This is a genomic window from Streptomyces lusitanus (genome assembly GCF_042647945.1).
In the GTDB taxonomy this organism is placed as follows: domain Bacteria; phylum Actinomycetota; class Actinomycetes; order Streptomycetales; family Streptomycetaceae; genus Streptomyces; species Streptomyces pseudogriseolus.
Genome location: NZ_JBHRWL010000011.1, coordinates 337,704 through 353,037, shown reverse-complemented (window position 1 = coordinate 353,037; position 15,334 = coordinate 337,704). Strand labels below are relative to the sequence as shown.

The 15,334-nt window shown below is 73.7% G+C and carries 12 protein-coding genes; 7 read left to right on the top strand and 5 right to left on the bottom strand.

Going from position 1 to position 15,334, the window contains the following annotated elements; genetic code table 11:
- Positions 1-79 precede the first annotated feature (79 nt).
- Entirely contained in the window at positions 80-1,261 is a 1,182-nt protein-coding gene (locus tag ACFOSY_RS19585) for a globin domain-containing protein (protein WP_394308573.1), read from the top strand.
- A 12-nt stretch (positions 1,262-1,273) separates the two neighbouring features.
- On the opposite strand, the gene ACFOSY_RS19580 is transcribed toward ACFOSY_RS19585, so the two are convergent.
- Entirely contained in the window at positions 1,274-1,717 is a 444-nt protein-coding gene (locus ACFOSY_RS19580; protein WP_394308571.1) for an RrF2 family transcriptional regulator, read from the bottom strand.
- Positions 1,718-1,885: 168 nt separating this feature from the next.
- Here ACFOSY_RS19580 and ACFOSY_RS19575 point away from each other — a divergent pair, with 168 nt between their 5' ends.
- The 3 genes from ACFOSY_RS19575 (at position 1,886) to ACFOSY_RS19565 (ending at position 5,025) form a co-directional block, all read left to right on the top strand.
- Positions 1,886-2,557: a DUF3105 domain-containing protein gene (locus ACFOSY_RS19575; RefSeq protein WP_394308569.1), complete on the top strand. Its 672-nt coding sequence runs from the start codon at positions 1,886-1,888 to the stop codon at positions 2,555-2,557.
- Positions 2,554-3,186: a DUF305 domain-containing protein gene (locus ACFOSY_RS19570; RefSeq protein WP_394308566.1), complete on the top strand. Its 633-nt coding sequence runs from the start codon at positions 2,554-2,556 to the stop codon at positions 3,184-3,186. Before ACFOSY_RS19575 ends, ACFOSY_RS19570 begins: the two co-directional genes overlap by 4 nt.
- Positions 3,187-3,258: 72 nt before the next feature.
- Positions 3,259-5,025 carry an NAD+ synthase gene (locus tag ACFOSY_RS19565; protein ID WP_394308563.1) on the top strand — a complete coding sequence of 589 codons (1,767 nt, stop codon included), beginning with the start codon at positions 3,259-3,261 and terminating at the stop codon, positions 5,023-5,025.
- Positions 5,026-5,106: 81 nt separating this feature from the next.
- On the opposite strand, the gene ACFOSY_RS19560 is transcribed toward ACFOSY_RS19565, so the two are convergent.
- From ACFOSY_RS19560 to ACFOSY_RS19550, 3 genes are all read right to left on the bottom strand, one after another.
- Positions 5,107-6,156 carry an endonuclease/exonuclease/phosphatase family protein gene (locus tag ACFOSY_RS19560; protein WP_394308561.1) on the bottom strand — a complete coding sequence of 350 codons (1,050 nt, stop codon included), beginning with the start codon at positions 6,154-6,156 and terminating at the stop codon, positions 5,107-5,109.
- Between the two features lie 216 nt (positions 6,157-6,372).
- Positions 6,373-6,993 carry a TetR/AcrR family transcriptional regulator gene (locus tag ACFOSY_RS19555; RefSeq protein ID WP_394308559.1) on the bottom strand — a complete coding sequence of 207 codons (621 nt, stop codon included), beginning with the start codon at positions 6,991-6,993 and terminating at the stop codon, positions 6,373-6,375.
- Positions 6,994-7,060: 67 nt separating this feature from the next.
- Positions 7,061-8,662: an MFS transporter gene (locus ACFOSY_RS19550; RefSeq protein ID WP_394308557.1), complete on the bottom strand. Its 1,602-nt coding sequence runs from the start codon at positions 8,660-8,662 to the stop codon at positions 7,061-7,063.
- A 226-nt stretch (positions 8,663-8,888) separates the two neighbouring features.
- On the opposite strand from ACFOSY_RS19550, the gene panB reads away from it, so the two are divergent.
- From panB to ACFOSY_RS19535, 3 genes are all read left to right on the top strand, one after another.
- Entirely contained in the window at positions 8,889-9,764 is an 876-nt protein-coding gene (gene panB, locus ACFOSY_RS19545; protein WP_394308555.1) for a 3-methyl-2-oxobutanoate hydroxymethyltransferase, read from the top strand.
- Between the two features lie 277 nt (positions 9,765-10,041).
- A complete protein-coding gene (locus tag ACFOSY_RS19540) occupies positions 10,042-11,070 on the top strand; it encodes an ATP-binding cassette domain-containing protein (RefSeq protein WP_394308552.1) in 1,029 nt (342 codons plus the stop codon).
- Positions 11,067-11,894, top strand: a complete 828-nt coding sequence (locus ACFOSY_RS19535; protein WP_394308549.1) for an ABC transporter permease — start codon at positions 11,067-11,069, stop codon at positions 11,892-11,894. The genes ACFOSY_RS19540 and ACFOSY_RS19535 overlap by 4 nt, the downstream gene beginning before the upstream one ends.
- 27 nt (positions 11,895-11,921) lie before the next feature.
- On the opposite strand, the gene ACFOSY_RS19530 is transcribed toward ACFOSY_RS19535, so the two are convergent.
- The gene (locus ACFOSY_RS19530) at positions 11,922-15,200 is read right to left on the bottom strand and encodes a BTAD domain-containing putative transcriptional regulator (protein ID WP_394308547.1); all 3,279 of its coding nucleotides are present in this window, start codon (positions 15,198-15,200) and stop codon (positions 11,922-11,924) included.
- Between the last annotated feature and the right edge of the window lie 134 nt (positions 15,201-15,334).

The window sequence follows — 15,334 nt, the reverse complement described above, 5'->3', positions numbered from 1 at the left end:
CCCCCCCACCTAAATTGGAATCCAGGATGCAAGTTTTAATGGGGGCGCAGGCATCCGAGCGACGAGGAGAAGAGACCTCATGCTGTCCGAGCAGTCCGCCGCCACCGTCCGCGCCACCCTTCCCGCCGTGGGCGCGTCCCTCGGCGAGATCACCGAGCGTTTCTACGCCGGGATGTTCGCCGCCCGTCCCGAGCTGCTGCGCGACCTGTTCAACCGCGGCAACCAGGCCGCCGGCACCCAGCGCCAGGCCCTCGCGGGCTCCATCGCGGCCTTCGCGGCCCACCTGGTGGACCACCCCGACGACCGGCCCGACGCGATGCTGTCGCGCATCGCCCACAAGCACGCCTCTCTCGGCGTCGCCCCCGACCAGTACGCGATCGTCCACGAGCACCTGTTCGCCGCCATCGCCGAGGTGCTGGGCGACGCCGTCACGCCGGAGGTCGCCGCCGCCTGGGAGGAGGTCTACTGGCTGATGGCGAACGCCCTGATCGCCGTCGAGAAGCGGCTCTACGAGGAGCGCGGCGGGGCCGCCTGGCGGCCCTGGGAGGTCGTCGAGCGGGTCACCGAGACCGCCGACGTGGTGACCTTCCGGCTGCGTCCGGCCGACGGCGGCCCGGTGCGCGGCTTCCGCCCGGGCCAGTACGTCTCCGTCCGGGTCCGGCTCGCGGACGGCGCCCGGCAGATACGGCAGTACAGCCTCTCCGGGGCGCCCGGCCCGGACCTGCTGCAGTTCAGCGTCAAGCGGGTGCACGAGGACCCGGCGCCCGAGGGTGAGGTGTCCGGCCACCTCCACGCGCGCGTCCGCGTCGGCGACGTGCTGGAGCTGTCGGAGGCGTACGGCGACCTGGTGCTGGACGCCGACGGCGACACCCCGCTGCTGCTGGCCTCCGCCGGGATCGGCGTGACCCCCGTCGTCGCGATGCTCGGGCACCTCGCCGGGTCCGGGCACCGCGCCCCGGTCACCGTCGTGCACGGCGACCGCTCCCCCGCCCACCACGCCCTGCGCACGGACCACGAGGCCTACGCGGCGAAGCTGCCGGACGCGACCGTGCGGTTCTGGTACGAGCAGGACGCCCCGGCGGACGCGGACACCGGGTACGTCGACCTCACGGACGTGCCGGTCGCGCCCGGTACGCGCGCGTACCTGTGCGGGCCGCTGCCGTTCATGCGGAAGGTCCGGGAGCAGCTGATCGGCAAGGGCGTGGCCCCGGCGGACGTGCACTACGAGGTGTTCGGGCCGGACCTCTGGCTCGCGCGATGAACAGCCGGGCCGTCAGCGGACGCGCGGGACGCCCAGCAGCAGGGGGCCCGTCGGGGCCGCCGTGAGGTCCGCGACCGTCAGCGGGTCCAGCGAGGCGTAGAACGCCTCCTGGGCCCGCCGCAGCGCGCCGCGCAGCCGGCAGTCGGACCGGAGCGGGCAGGGTGCGGTGGTGGCGGCGCCGTCGCAGTCGACGACGTCCCCCTCGCCCTCCAGGGAACGGACCAGGCCGCCCACGGAGGCTTCGCGGCCCTGCTCGGTGAGGGTCAGACCGCCGCCCCGGCCGCGCCGGGCGGTGAGCAGCCCCCGGTGCTGGAGGTCGGCGACGACCTTCGCGGCGTGCGTGTACGGCACGTCCATGGCCTCCGCGACCTCCCGCGTGGTCGGGGTGGTGTCGCCGGCCACGGCGAGGCGCATGAGGACCCGCAGGGCGAGGTCGGTGGAGCGCAGCAGCCGCATACCGGCAGCGTAGGTAATTGGAATCCTGGCTCAAAATTTTCGGCCGGACCTTCACCGTTTCCGCCAGGTCCGGTCCGTCGCCCCCTACGACTCGCCCGTCTCCCCCATTACGATCAGCTGACCCGATCGTCACTCCGGCCCCACCTCCGCCGACCCGAAGGACACCTCATGGGCTCCGCCAAGAAGAGCAGCGCGGCACGCACGGCACGCGTCGAGGAGATGCGGCGCGCCGAGCAGGCCCGTGAGCGCCGCAACCGGATCCTCGTGATCGCCGCGTCCGTGGTGGTCGTCGCGGGACTGGTCGCCGGCGGGGTGGTGCTCGTGCGGTCGCAGTCGGACGACGACGGCGGCGGCAGCAGCGCTGCGGACGACGCGAAGAACGCCGGGAGGTTCGTCACCGACGCGGACGGCGTGCGCGCGTGGAAGGGCACGCTGGGCCGCAACCACGTCACGAAGTCCGTGGACTACCCGGTCACGCCTCCCGTGGGCGGCGACCACAACCCCGTGTGGATGAACTGCGACGGGGACGTCTACGAGGACGAGATCAAGGACACCAACGCGGTCCACTCCCTGGAGCACGGCGCGGTGTGGGTGACGTACAACGGCGACGCGCCGAAGGCGGACGTCGAGGCGCTGGCGGCGAAGGTGGAGAAGACGCCGTACACGCTGATGAGTCCGGTCGACGGGCAGAAGGACCCGATCGTGCTGACCGCGTGGGGCCACCAGCGCACGGTGACCGGCGCCGCCGATCCGGCCGTGGACGCGTTCCTGGAGAAGTTCGTGCAGGGCGCGCAGACGCCCGAGCCGGGTGCGGCGTGCACGGGCGGACTGTCGAAGTGAGGCGGCCCGCCCTGGCCGGCTCGGTGGCGGCGGCGGTGCTCGCCGCTGCCGCGGCGACCGGGTGGGCAGTGGCCTCGGCGGACGGCGACGAGGGGCGTGCGACACCCGTCCCGGCGGCGGACTCGGCGGACGCCGGGTTCGCCCGGGACATGGCGGTGCACCATCAGCAGGCCGTGGAGATGTCGTACGTCGTGCGCGACCGCACCGACGACGAGGAGGTGCGGCGGCTCGCCTACGACATCGCCCAGACCCAGGCCAACCAGCGCGGCATGCTGCTGGGCTGGCTCGACCTGTGGGAGCTGCCGAAGGTGTCCGCCGATCCGCCCATGTCCTGGATGGGAATGGGCGACATGGCCGCCGGCGAGGACGGCGCGCTGATGCCGGGCATGGCGACGGACGCGGAGATGACGCGGCTGGGCCGGCTGAACGGCAGGCAGGCCGAGGTGTTCTACCTCCAGCTGATGACGGACCATCACCGGGGCGGGGTGCACATGGCCGAGGGCTGTGTGCGGGCCTGCGAGGTGGAGGCGGGCAGACGGCTGGCGCGCGGGATGGTCGAGGGGCAGCAGTCGGAGATCCGGCTGATGGCGGACATGCTGAGGGCGCGGGGAGCGGCCGCGCGGCCGTGACGGCGGGCGCCCCGGCACGTGTCCGCGGGCCTGCCGCCCCCATCGCGTCGCTCTGACGATTACACTGGCCGGGTGCCTCAACTACGACTCGCCCTGAATCAGATCGACTCGAGCGTCGGCGATCTCGCCGGCAACGCGGAAACGATTGTCCGCCGGACCCGGGAGTCCGCCGGGCGGGGGGCGCATCTCGTGGCGTTCCCGGAGATGGCGCTGACCGGGTATCCCGTCGAGGACCTCGCCCTGCGGTCGTCCTTCGTGGAGGCCTCCCGGGCGTCCCTGCGCGCCCTGGCCGCGCGGCTGGCCGAGGAGGGCCTCGGCGACGTGCCGGTGGTGGTCGGCTACCTGGACCGCAGCGCCTCCGCCCAGCCGAAGTACGGGCAGCCCGCGGGCGCCCCGCGCAACGCGGCGGCCGTGCTGCACCGGGGCGAGGTGGTGCTGAGCTTCGCCAAGCACCACCTGCCCAACTACGGCGTCTTCGACGAGTTCCGGTACTTCGTGCCCGGCGACACCCTGCCGGTGGTGCGGGTGCACGGGGTGGACGTGGCCCTGGCCATCTGCGAGGACCTGTGGCAGGACGGCGGCCGGGTGCCGGCGGCGCGTTCGGCGCGGGCCGGGCTGCTGCTGTCGGTGAACGCCTCGCCGTACGAGCGGGACAAGGACGACACGCGTCTTGAGCTGGTGCGCAAGCGGGCGCAGGAGGCCGGCTGCACGACCGCGTACCTGGCGATGATGGGCGGGCAGGACGACCTGGTCTTCGACGGGGACTCGATCGTCGTCGGCGCGGACGGCGAGGTCGTCGCGCGTGCCCCGCAGTTCTCCGAGACGTGCCTGGTGGTCGACCTGGACCTGCCGGCCGCGGCGGCCGACGCGCCCGAGGGCGTGGTGGACGACGGGCTGCGCATCGAGCGGGTCGTGCTGTCCGAGGACCCGGTCCCCGCCTACGAGCCGGAACACACCGGCGGCTACGCGGAGCGCCTCGACGACGACGCGGAGGTGTACTCCGCGCTGGTCGTGGGCCTGCGCGCGTACGTACGGAAGAACGGTTTCCGTTCGGTGCTGATCGGGCTGTCCGGCGGCATCGACTCGGCGCTGGTCGCCGCGATCGCCTGCGACGCGGTCGGCCCGGAGAACGTGTACGGCGTCTCCATGCCGTCGAAGTACTCCTCGGACCACTCCAGGAGCGACGCGGCGGAGCTGGCGCGGCGCACCGGGCTGAACTTCCGCACGGTGGCGATCGAGCCGATGTTCGACGCGTACATGGGGTCGCTGGAGCTGACCGGCCTGGCGGAGGAGAACCTCCAGTCGCGGCTGCGCGGCACGATGCTGATGGCCATCTCCAACCAGGAGGGCCACATCGTCCTGGCCCCGGGCAACAAGTCCGAGCTGGCGGTGGGCTACTCGACGCTGTACGGCGACTCGGTCGGCGCGTACGGGCCGATCAAGGACGTCTACAAGACGCTGGTGTTCCGGCTGGCGCGGTGGCGCAACCGCGCCGCCGAGGAGCGGGGCGAGACGCCGCCGATCCCGGAGAACTCGATCTCCAAGCCGCCGAGCGCGGAGCTGCGTCCCGGCCAGGTGGACACGGACTCGCTGCCGGACTACCCGGTGCTGGACGCGATCCTGGCGCTGTACGTGGACCGGGACAAGGGCGCGGACGAGATCGTCGAGGCCGGGTACGACCGCGAGCTGGTCGAGAAGACACTCAGGATGGTGGACCGGGCGGAGTACAAGCGGCGCCAGTACCCGCCGGGCACCAAGATCTCCCCGAAGGGCTTCGGCAAGGACCGCCGGCTGCCCATCACCAACGGCTGGCGCGAGGGTCTGCCGCCGGAGGTGTGAGGCCCGGTACGACGGCGGCGGGCGGGGCGCGGTGGTCCGCGTCCCGCCCGCCGCCGTGTGTCCGGCCCCCGGCACCGGAGGTCAGTCCGCTGTGCCGGTGACCTTCACCCGTGCCGCTATCGGCAGGTGGTCGCTCGCCGTCGGCGGGAGCGTCCAGGAGCTCTCCGGCTCGGCGCCCCTGACCAGGATCTGGTCGATCCGCGCCATCGGGAACGACGCCGGCCAGCTGAACCCGAAGCCGCTGCCCACCGCGCCCTGCGTGGAGCGCATCTGGGAGGTGACGGCCTTCAGGGCGCGGTCGTTCATCGTGCCGTTGAGGTCGCCGAGCAGGACGACGTTCTCCAGCGGCTCGTCCGCGATGGCCTCGCCCAGCGCGTCGGCGCTCTTGTCGCGCTGACGGGCCGTGAAACCGGCCTCCAGCTTCACCCGCACCGACGGCAGATGCGCCACGTACACCGCGACCCGGCCGGCCGGCGCGTCCACCGTGGCGCGCATCGCCCGCTGCCAGCCCAGCCGGATGTCCACCGACCTGACGTCGCTGAGCGGGTACTTGGACCACAGCCCGACCGTGCCGACCACCTCGTGGTACGGGTAGGTGTCCGACAGCGCCGCCCGGTAGGCGGGCACCTCGGAGGCCTTCAGCTCCTCCAGCGCCAGCACGTCCGCGCCCGCCGCGGCCACCTCGCGGGCGGTGCCGGAGGGGTCGGGGTTCTCCGCGTTGACGTTGTGCGTGGCCACCGTCAGGTCGCCGCCGGAGGCGTTCTTGTCACTGAGCAGGCCGCCGAACAGGTTCAGCCACACGACCACCGGGAGCACCGTCGCGATCAGCGCCGTCGCCGAGCGGCGGACCAGGGCCAGCACCAGCAGCACCGGCACGAACACGCCCAGCCAGGGCAGGAACGTCTCCAGCAGGCTGCCCAGGTTGCCGACCGCGTTGGGGACGTGCGCGTGGGCCAGCATCAGCAGCGCCAGCAGCAGCGCGCAGACGGCCACCACCCAGCCCCGGCGCCAGATGCCGCGGTCCTCCCGCAGGGCGCCCAGACGGTCGACCAGGCGCCGCAACCGGGAGGCCGGGGTCCGGGGGCCCTGGCGCCCGTCGTCCGTCTCCGTCATGTACGCCTGCTGCGCCATACCGTCGCCTCACAACCTGCCGTGCACACCGTCGCCCCGTCGTCGCTAAGACACTAGGGGATGTTCGGTTTCTTTCCTCCGCCGCCCGGGCGGCCGTACGGGAGCGGAGACGTGCGGGGCCGCGCGGGCAGTTCCTCAAGTGCGTGACCAGGGTGGCGTCTGTGACGAAATCCGCACAGAGCGGCCGGGGTCAGGATCCGCACAGAGCGGCCGGGGTCAGCCGGCGGACGGGCGCAGCCCCTGGAGCAGGGTGTCGACGACGCGCTCGGCGAGATCCGCGGGCAGGTCCGCGTCGGGCCGCAGCACGGTGCGGACGAGGACGGGGCCCACCACCAGGTCGTTGAGGAGCTCCAGGTCGACGTCGGCGCGCAGTTCGCCGTTGTCGCGGCCCCGGCGCAGCACCTCGAGGCCCACCCGGCGGCGCGGCTGGATGACGGTGTCGTGGTAGGCGGCCCAGAGGTGAGGGCTGGACTTCATCTGGGCGCGGACGTTGTGCAGGATCGCCGAGGTGCGGCCGGCCAGTCCGCGCAGCCGCAGCGACTCCAGCAGGACCACGAGGTCGTCGCGCATGGAGGTGCCGGGCAGCTCGGGGTCGGGGGGCTCGGCCGCGCGCATGACGTCGACGAAGAGCTGCTCCTTGCCGGACCAGCGCCGGTAGATGGCGGCCTTGCCGACGCCGGCGGTGCGGGCGATGCGCTCGATGGACAGCTCCGCGAGCGGGACGCCGTCCTCCAGGAGCTTCATCACCCCCTCGATGATGGCGCGTTCGACCGCCTCGCTGCGGGGGCGGCCCCGTGCGGGGCCGCCCCGTCGGGGGCCGGTGCCGGCCAGGCTCACGTCGACGGTCCTTTCGGTGGGCGGGCACGACGATTCTCCCCGGTGGGCGCGGGGGTGCCGCCCATGTTCAGCCGTCGGCGGACTCCGCCGCGGACACCAGTTTCCCGTCCGCCTCCGCGCCACCGGGACCCGCCGGTCGCCCGGGCAGGAACACGGCGACGACGACCGCGCCCAGCACGGCCACCCCGGCGCCCAGGAGCGCCGTGACGTGCATGGCGTGCAGGAAGGCGTCGTCGGCCGCGGCGGCCAGGGCGTCGGCGCGCGGGCCCAGCCGGTCGGCGACGGCGAGGGTGGCCTCGATGGACTCGCCGGCCGCGTGCCGGGCGGCGGGCGGCAGCACGCCCAGCTCGTCGTAGACGGCGCCGCGGTAGGCGGTGGACAGCACCGAGCCGAGCACGGCGATGCCGAGGGCGCCGCCGACCTGACGGAAGGTGTTGCTGAGCGCGGAGGCGGAGCCGGCCTTCTCGCGGGGCAGCGCCTGCATGATGACCACGCTGACCGGCGTCATCACGTGCGCCATGCCCGCGCCCATCAGGAAGAAGATCACTTCGAGGATCCAGATGGGCGTGTCCGCGTCCAGCGCGGCGAACGCGGCCAGCATGCCGGCGAGGAGCAGCAGTCCGGCGGTGGTGGTGGCCTTGTTGCCGAAGCGGTCCACCAGCAGCCGCGCCCGCGGCGCGAACACCAGCTGCGCGGCGGCCAGCGGGAGCAGCAGCAGACCGGTCTCCAGCGGCGAGTAGCCGCGCACGCTCTGGGTGTAGAAGACCGCGAAGAACGTCACGCCCATCAGCGCGAAGAACACCAGGGCGATGGCGCCGATCGCCGCGGAGAACACCTTGTTGCGGAAGTAGCTCATGTCGATGGACGGATGGTCGCTGCGCGCCTCGGCCACCACGAACACGGCGAGGACGACCAGGCCGCCGCCGATGGAGCCCAGCACCACGGGGTCGCCGAAGTCGGCGAGCTGGCCGCCCTTGATGATGCCGTAGACCAGCAGGACCAGGCCCGCGACGGACAGCACCACGCCCAGCGGGTCGATCCGTCCGGGGGCGGGGTCCCGGGAGTCCGGCACCAGCCACAGCATCAGGCCGATGCCGAGGACCACGATGGGGACGTTGACCAGGAAGACCGAGCCCCACCAGAAGTGCTCGAGCAGCAGTCCGCCGGTGATCGGGCCGATGGCGATGGCGAGGCCCACGCCGCCCGCCCAGATGCCGATGGCCTTGGGCTGCTCGTCCCGCTCGAAGACGTTCATCAGCACCGCCAGGGTGGCCGGCATGACGAACGCGGCGCCCAGGCCCATCACCGCGCGGAAGCCGATCAGCTCCGCGGGGGTGCCGGAGAACGCGGCGAGCACCGAGCCGATGCCGAACACCGCCAGCCCGCCGACCAGCACCTTCTTGCGGCCCAGCCGGTCCCCGAGCAGCCCGGCGGTGAACAGCAGGCCCGCGAAGACCAGGGTGTAGGAGTTGATCGCCCACTCCAGCTCGCCCTGCGTGGCGCCGAGACCGGTGGGGGCGGGCGTGGAGATCGTCTTGATGGCGACGTTCAGGATCGAGTTGTCCAGGACGACGATCAGCAGGCTCAGCATCAGCACGCCGAGAATCGCCCAGCGGCGGCGGTGGACGGCCTCCGGGACCCGGCGGGCGGGGGCTGCGGGAGAAGTCATACGGCCCACCCTAGGGACTTCCGATACGGAACCGTCTCGTATCGGAAAGGCTTTGCCGTAAACATGCCCCGACATTGCACCGCGTTGCGCCGTCCGGAGCAGCGCGGCACGGCGGGGCGGAGGTCACAGGGGGGCCTCTGGCCCTCGTCCGGCGGAGGTGCCACCATGGACGTGGTCCGGGGACGCCGTCAGGGCGCCTCGAGATGACGTGTTGGGAGACGGATCCATGACGCAGCTTTCGGCTGCCCAGACCGGTACGCCCGGTTCCTCCTCCGGCGGCAAGACGCTGTACGGGGGCAAGGGCACGCGCCGCATCACTGTCCGGGACATCGCCCTCGCCAAGGAGCGCGGCGAGAAGTGGCCCATGCTCACCGCGTACGACGCGATGACCGCGTCCGTGTTCGACGAGGCCGGCATCCCGGTGATGCTCGTCGGCGACTCCGCGGGCAACTGCCACCTCGGGTACGAGACCACCGTGCCCGTCACCCTCGACGAGATGACCATGCTGGCCGCCGCCGTCGTCCGGGGCACCTCGCGCGCCCTGATCGTCGGCGACCTGCCGTTCGGCTCCTACCAGGAGGGCCCGGTGCAGGCCCTGCGCTCGGCGACCCGGCTGGTGAAGGAGGCCGGGGTCGGTGCCGTGAAGCTGGAGGGCGGCGAGCGCTCGCACCGGCAGATCGAGCTGCTGGTGGAGTCCGGCATCCCGGTGATGGCCCACATCGGGCTGACGCCGCAGTCGGTGAACGCGATGGGCTACCGCGTGCAGGGGCGGGGCGAGGAGGCGGCGCAGCAGTTGCTGCGGGACGCGAAGGCCGTGCAGGACGCGGGGGCGTTCGCGGTGGTGCTCGAGCTGGTGCCGGCGGAGCTGGCGGCCGAGGTGACGCGGACGCTGCACATCCCGACCGTCGGGATCGGGGCGGGGCCGGAGACGGACGCGCAGGTGCTGGTGTGGACCGACATGCTCGGGCTGACGGGTGGGCGTGTGCCCAAGTTCGTCAAGCAGTACGCGGATCTGCGTGAGGTCATGAGCGGGGCGGCCAAGGCGTTCGCCGAGGATGTGGTGGGCGGGGCGTTTCCGCGGGAGGAGCACTCCGTGCACTGAGCCGTGCCGGGTGCGTGAGCCGCTTACGTACCCCCTGTGAGCCACTGCCGCACCACCTGCCGGCCCCGTCGATCTTCCCCCGTCGACGGGGCCGGCGCATGTCCGGGGCCGGGCGGGGGGTGTTCGCGCAACCCGGCGCTTGCGGGGTGCCGCCCGCGCCCACCCGTGCCGCCCTAGGCGGCACGAATGCCCGCGGACTGCGGGCCTGTCGGCGGCTTGTCGGCGGGTGTCGGTGGTCTGTCGGGGGTTTGTCGGTGGGGCCTGCGAAGGTCGGGGCATGACGCGATACGACGAACGAACGGGGGGCGCGGGGAGCGCCGTGACCGTGCGGGGGCTGGTCAAGCACTACGGGGAGACCAAGGCCCTGGACGGGGTCGACCTGGATGTGGCCGAGGGGACCGTGATGGGGGTGCTCGGGCCGAACGGGGCCGGCAAGACCACGCTGGTGCGCGTCCTGTCCACGCTGCTCGCCCCGACCGCCGGGCACGCCACCGTGGCCGGGTACGACGTGGTCCGCCAGCCCCGGCAGCTGCGCCGGGTGATCGGGCTGACCGGGCAGTACGCCTCCGTGGACGAGAAGCTGTCCGGCTGGGAGAACCTCTATCTGATCGGGCGGCTGCTGGACCTGCCGCGCAAGGAGGCGCGGCGCCGCGCCGACGAGCTGCTGGAGCGGTTCTCGCTCACCGAGGCCGCCCGGCGCCCGGCGGGCACCTACTCCGGCGGCATGCGCCGGCGGCTCGACCTGGCCGCCTCGATGATCGGCCGCCCGGCCGTGCTGTACCTGGACGAGCCGACCACCGGCCTCGACCCGCGCACCCGCAACGAGGTGTGGGACGAGGTGAAGCGGCTGGTCGGCGACGGGGTGACCGTGCTGCTGACCACCCAGTACATGGAGGAGGCCGAGCAGCTCGCCTCCGAGCTGACCGTGGTGGACCGGGGCAAGGTCATCGCGAGCGGCGGCATCGAGGAGCTGAAGGCCAAGGTGGGCGGGCGCACGCTGCGGATCCGGCCGGCCGACCCGCTGGAGCTGCGCCCGCTGGCGAACGCCCTCGACTCCCTCGGGATCACCGGGCTCGCCACGACCACCGTGGACACCGAGCGGGGCGCCGTGCTCGTCCCGGTGCTCAGCGACGAGCAGTTGACGGCCGTGGTCGGCGCGGTCACCGCGCGCGGCATCACGCTCAGCTCCCTCACCACCGAACTGCCCAGCCTGGACGAGGTGTTCCTGTCCCTCACCGGCCACCGTGCCAGTGCCCCGCAGGACACCGCGCCCGCCGAGACCCACGAGGAGGTCGTCGCCGTATGAGTGCCGCCACCGCCACCACGACCGCCGCCGACCTCCGCGCCGACGCGCGGATCTCGCCGCGGGCCCATCTGCGTCACACCGGGGCGCTGGTGCGCCGCAACCTGCTGTGGATCCGGCAGGACCCGGAGTCGATGTTCGACGCCGTGCTGTTCCCGATCGTCTTCACCCTGCTGTTCGTGTTCGTCTTCGGCGGCTCGATCGGTCAGTCCCTGGGCGGCGGGCAGCAGGCGTACGTGCAGTACATCGTGCCCGGCCTGATGGCCATGATGGGCATGAACATGGCCCAGGGGGTGGGCACCGGGTTCAACCAGGACTTCAACTCCGGAGTCATGGACCGCTTCCGGTCGCTGCCCATCGGGCGCGGCTCGGTGCTGTTCGCGAAGATCTCGGTCGAGATGGTGCGGATGCTGATCGCCACCGCCATCCTGCTGGTCGTCGGTGTGCTCGTCGGCTTCGACATCCACAACTGGCCGGGGCTGTTCGCCGCCGTGGGCCTGTCCGCGGTGTTCGGGTCCGCCCTGATGTGGATCTTCCTCACGCTGGGCGTGGTGATGAAGAACGCGCAGTCCGTGCAGGCGATGGGTTTCCTGGTGCTGATGCCGCTCCAGTTCGGCTCGTCGATCTTCGCGCCGACCCAGTCGATGCCCGGCTGGCTGGAGTCCTTCACCCAGGTCAATCCGCTGTCCGCGCTGGCCGACGCCGCGCGCGGGCTGATGGTGGGCGGGCCGGTCGCCCACGACCTGTGGCTGACGCTGGCCTGGTCCGTGGGCATCACGGCGGTCATGGCGCCGGTCGCCATCCACAAGTTCCGTACGAAGACCTGATCGCGCGCCGCCGTGCGCCGGCCGTGGTCACGCCGGGTCGAGCAGGGCGACGGTCTCCTCCTGGGAGAGGCCGTCGCCCTCGGCGTACGCGGCCTCGAAGCCGGCGTCGCCCAGCACCTCCCGGATCCGGGCCTCGGCGCGGGCGCGGGTGACGCGCTCCACGAGAGCCTCGGGATGGCCGTCGGGCAGCCAGGAGTCGGCGGCGCCCAGGCAGCGGGCGGCGTCCCGGGCGTGCCGTCCGCCGTCGAGGCCGGCGAGGGCGACGGCGGCCAGGGCCGTGTACGAGGCGATCATGTGCGGGGCCATGGCGGCGGACAGCGGGTCGCTCGCCTGCCGGATCGCCTGCCGGGCGATGTCGAGCCCCCGCGCGTCGTCGCCCTCGGCCACCTCGATGTAGGCCTCGGCGCCGAGGATGAACGCGTCGAAGACGACGTAGTGCGCGATGCGGAACTCCTCGCGCAGCGCCCGCACCTGCTCGCGGGCCTCCGCCGTGCGCCCGCTGACGCACAGCCGGCCGATCAGGAACAGCCGGGCGGCGGGCAGCGCCTCGATGTGCCGGCCGCGGGTGCTGTCGATGACCTCGCGCAGCAGCCGCTCGCCGTGCTCGGTGTCCCCCGCCTCGATCAGCGCGTTGCCGAGCCGGGCGGTGAGCACGGCCGTGTGGGAGCGGGCACTGAGGCGTTCGGCGTGCTCGATGGCCGCCTCGTAGTCGGCGGCGGCCTCCCGGTAGGCGCCCGCGCGCTCCCGGGCCTCGCCGCGCGCGGAGAGCGCCTCGGCGATGCCCCAGGTGTCGCCGAGCCGCCGGTGGATCTCCAGGGCCTCGTCGGCGTCGCGGCGGGCGTCGCCGGCCCAGTCGCTGCGGTTGGCGAGGAAGTTGGCGCGCAGCTGGAGGTTGCAGGCCAGCTCCCATTCGAAGCCGGGGTTCTCCCGGCAGGTGCGGACCGCCGCGTCCACCACCTCGCGCAGCCGCTCCATGTCCCCGGTGAGCATCACGGCGAACGTCCACAGCAGGCCCGGCGGGCGGCAGACCTGCGGCAGCCCCGGCTCGTACGTCGCGGCCACCAGCCGCAGCCGGTGCTGGGCCTGCGGGGTCTGCCAGTCGTCCAGCTCGGTGTCCATCTGGGCGAGATGGGCCAGGTGCACCCCGCGGCGGGCCTCGGCGAGCAGCTCGCCGGTCAGCGGGGGCGGCTGGTCGGTGCAGCGCTGCCACAGCGGGGCGGCCGGCCGCACGGGTTCGGTGAACGGATCGGGGGCGAGCGCCATGACCTCCCTGCACCAGTTGCGGGCCTCGATGCGCAGGTCGCGCATCTGCCAGTACCAGACCAGGGACAGGGTGATGCACAGCGCCTCCTGCTCGTCGCGCCGGGCGACGGCGTGGCGCAGCGCGGTGCGCACGTTCTCGTACTCGCGCTCCAGCCGGGCGACGCCCTCCGCCTGGCGCGGGCCGCGCAGCATCGCCTCGGTGGTGCGGGCGAGTTCGCGGTAGTACGTCAGGTGGGCGCGTTCGGCGTCGTCGCGGCCGCCGGTCTCGTCGAGGCGTTCGCCCGCGTACTCGGCGACGGTCTCCAGCAGCCGGTAGCGCATGCCGCCGTCGCCCGAAGGGGCGGCCACCACCAGCGACTTGTCGACGAGGGAGCCGAGCGCGTCCAGGGCGGCGGGTCCGCACACGGCCTCGGCGGCGGTGAGGTCGCAGCCGCCCGCGAACACGGACAGGCGGCACAGCACGTCGCGTTCGCCAGAGTCGAGCAGCTCCCAGGACCAGTCGACGACGGCCCGCAGGGTCTGCTGGCGGGGCAGGGCGGTGCGGCTGCCGGAGGTGAGGAGGCGGAAGCGGTCGTCGAGCCGGTCGGCGATCTGGCGCGGGGTGAGCATCCGCAGCCGGGCGGCGGCCAGTTCGATGGCGAGGGGCAGGCCGTCGAGGCGGCGGCAGATCTCGGCGCACGCCTCGGGGTCGTCGTCGGTGCGGAAGCCGGGGCGGGCGGCGGCCCCGCGCTCGGCGAGCAGGCGCAGCGCGACCGGTTCGGGCAGCGGCTCCACGGGGCGCAGCAACTCGCCGCGCACGTTCAGGGGTTCGCGGCTGGTGGCGAGGACGGTGAGGCCGGGGCAGCGCTCGAGAAGGGTCTCCACCAGGCGGGCGGCGGCCTCGACGACGTGCTCGCAGTTGTCGAGGATCAGCAGCATGCGGCGCGGCCCGCAGTGCTCGGCGAGCCGTTCCACGGGGGCGCTGTGCCGGTCGGTGACGGCCCGCATGCTCTCGGCGCCGGCGCCGTACAGCACGGTCTGGCGGGCGCCGACGGCGGTGAGGACCGCCTCGGGCACGGCGCCGGGGTCGTCCACGGGGGCCAGTTCGGCGAGCCATACGCCGTCGGGGTGGGCGGCCCGTACGGTCTCGGCGGCCTCCTGCGACAGCCGGGTCTTGCCCGCCCCGCCCGGGCCGAGGAGCGTCACCAGGCGGGCGGCCGTGAGGTCGGCGCGGATCGCCTGGATGTCCGCCTCACGGCCGACGAACGAGGTGAGCCGGGCGCGCAGGTTGCCGGGCGCCGGGCCGCCGGGCCGCGCGGGCGGCTCGTCCGTGTCCGGGCTGAGCAGTTCGGCGTGCAGGGCGCGCAGTTCCGCGCCGGGGTCGGAGCCGAGACGGTCGGCGAGCAGCCGGCGCACCTCGTCGTAGGCGGCGAGCGCCTCGGCGGTGCGGCCGGTGTCGCGCAGGGCGCGCAGCCGCAGCGCCTGGAGCGGTTCGTCCAGGGGGTGGCTGTCGCAGAGGGCGGTCAGTTCGGGCAGGGACTGCTCGGCCTGGCCGAGGGCCAGGGCGGCGGTGTGGCGGGCGCGCTCCACATCGAGGTGCCGGGTCTCCACGCGGGCCGCCTCGGCGGTGCGGTCGGGCAGCCCGGGCAGCGCGGGGCCGCCGCGCCACAGGGCGAGGGCGTCGTCGAGCACGGCGGCCGCCTTGGCGGGGTCGCCGTCGCCCAGGGCGCGCAGGCCCTCGCCGGCCAGCCGCTCGAAGCGGTGCAGGTCGACGTCGTCGGGCGCGGCGGTGAGCCGGTAGCCGCCGTCGGCGGAGGCGACCGCGTCCGCGCCCAGCATGCGGCGCAGCCGCCCCACCAGGGCCTGCACGGCGCCGGTGGCGTCGGCGGGCGGGTCGCCGTCCCAGACCTCCTCGACCAGCAGGCCGACCGGCACGCTGCGGCCGGCCCGCAGGGCGAGCACGGTCAGCAGGGCGCGCAGCCGTGCGCCGCCCACGGGGACGACGGTGCCGTCGGGGCGGACTGCCTGGGTGGTGCCGAGGATGCGGTAGCGCACGGGGTCCATTCTCTCCGGTGCCGGCCGCGGCGGTGAGGCGGCCCGGCGTCAGGGGCGCCCCCACCTTGCACGGAACCGGCCGCCCGTGCGAAACGTTTTCCGGGCGTGGCGGGCACGGGTACGGTCGGGCAGGCCCGCGCGCT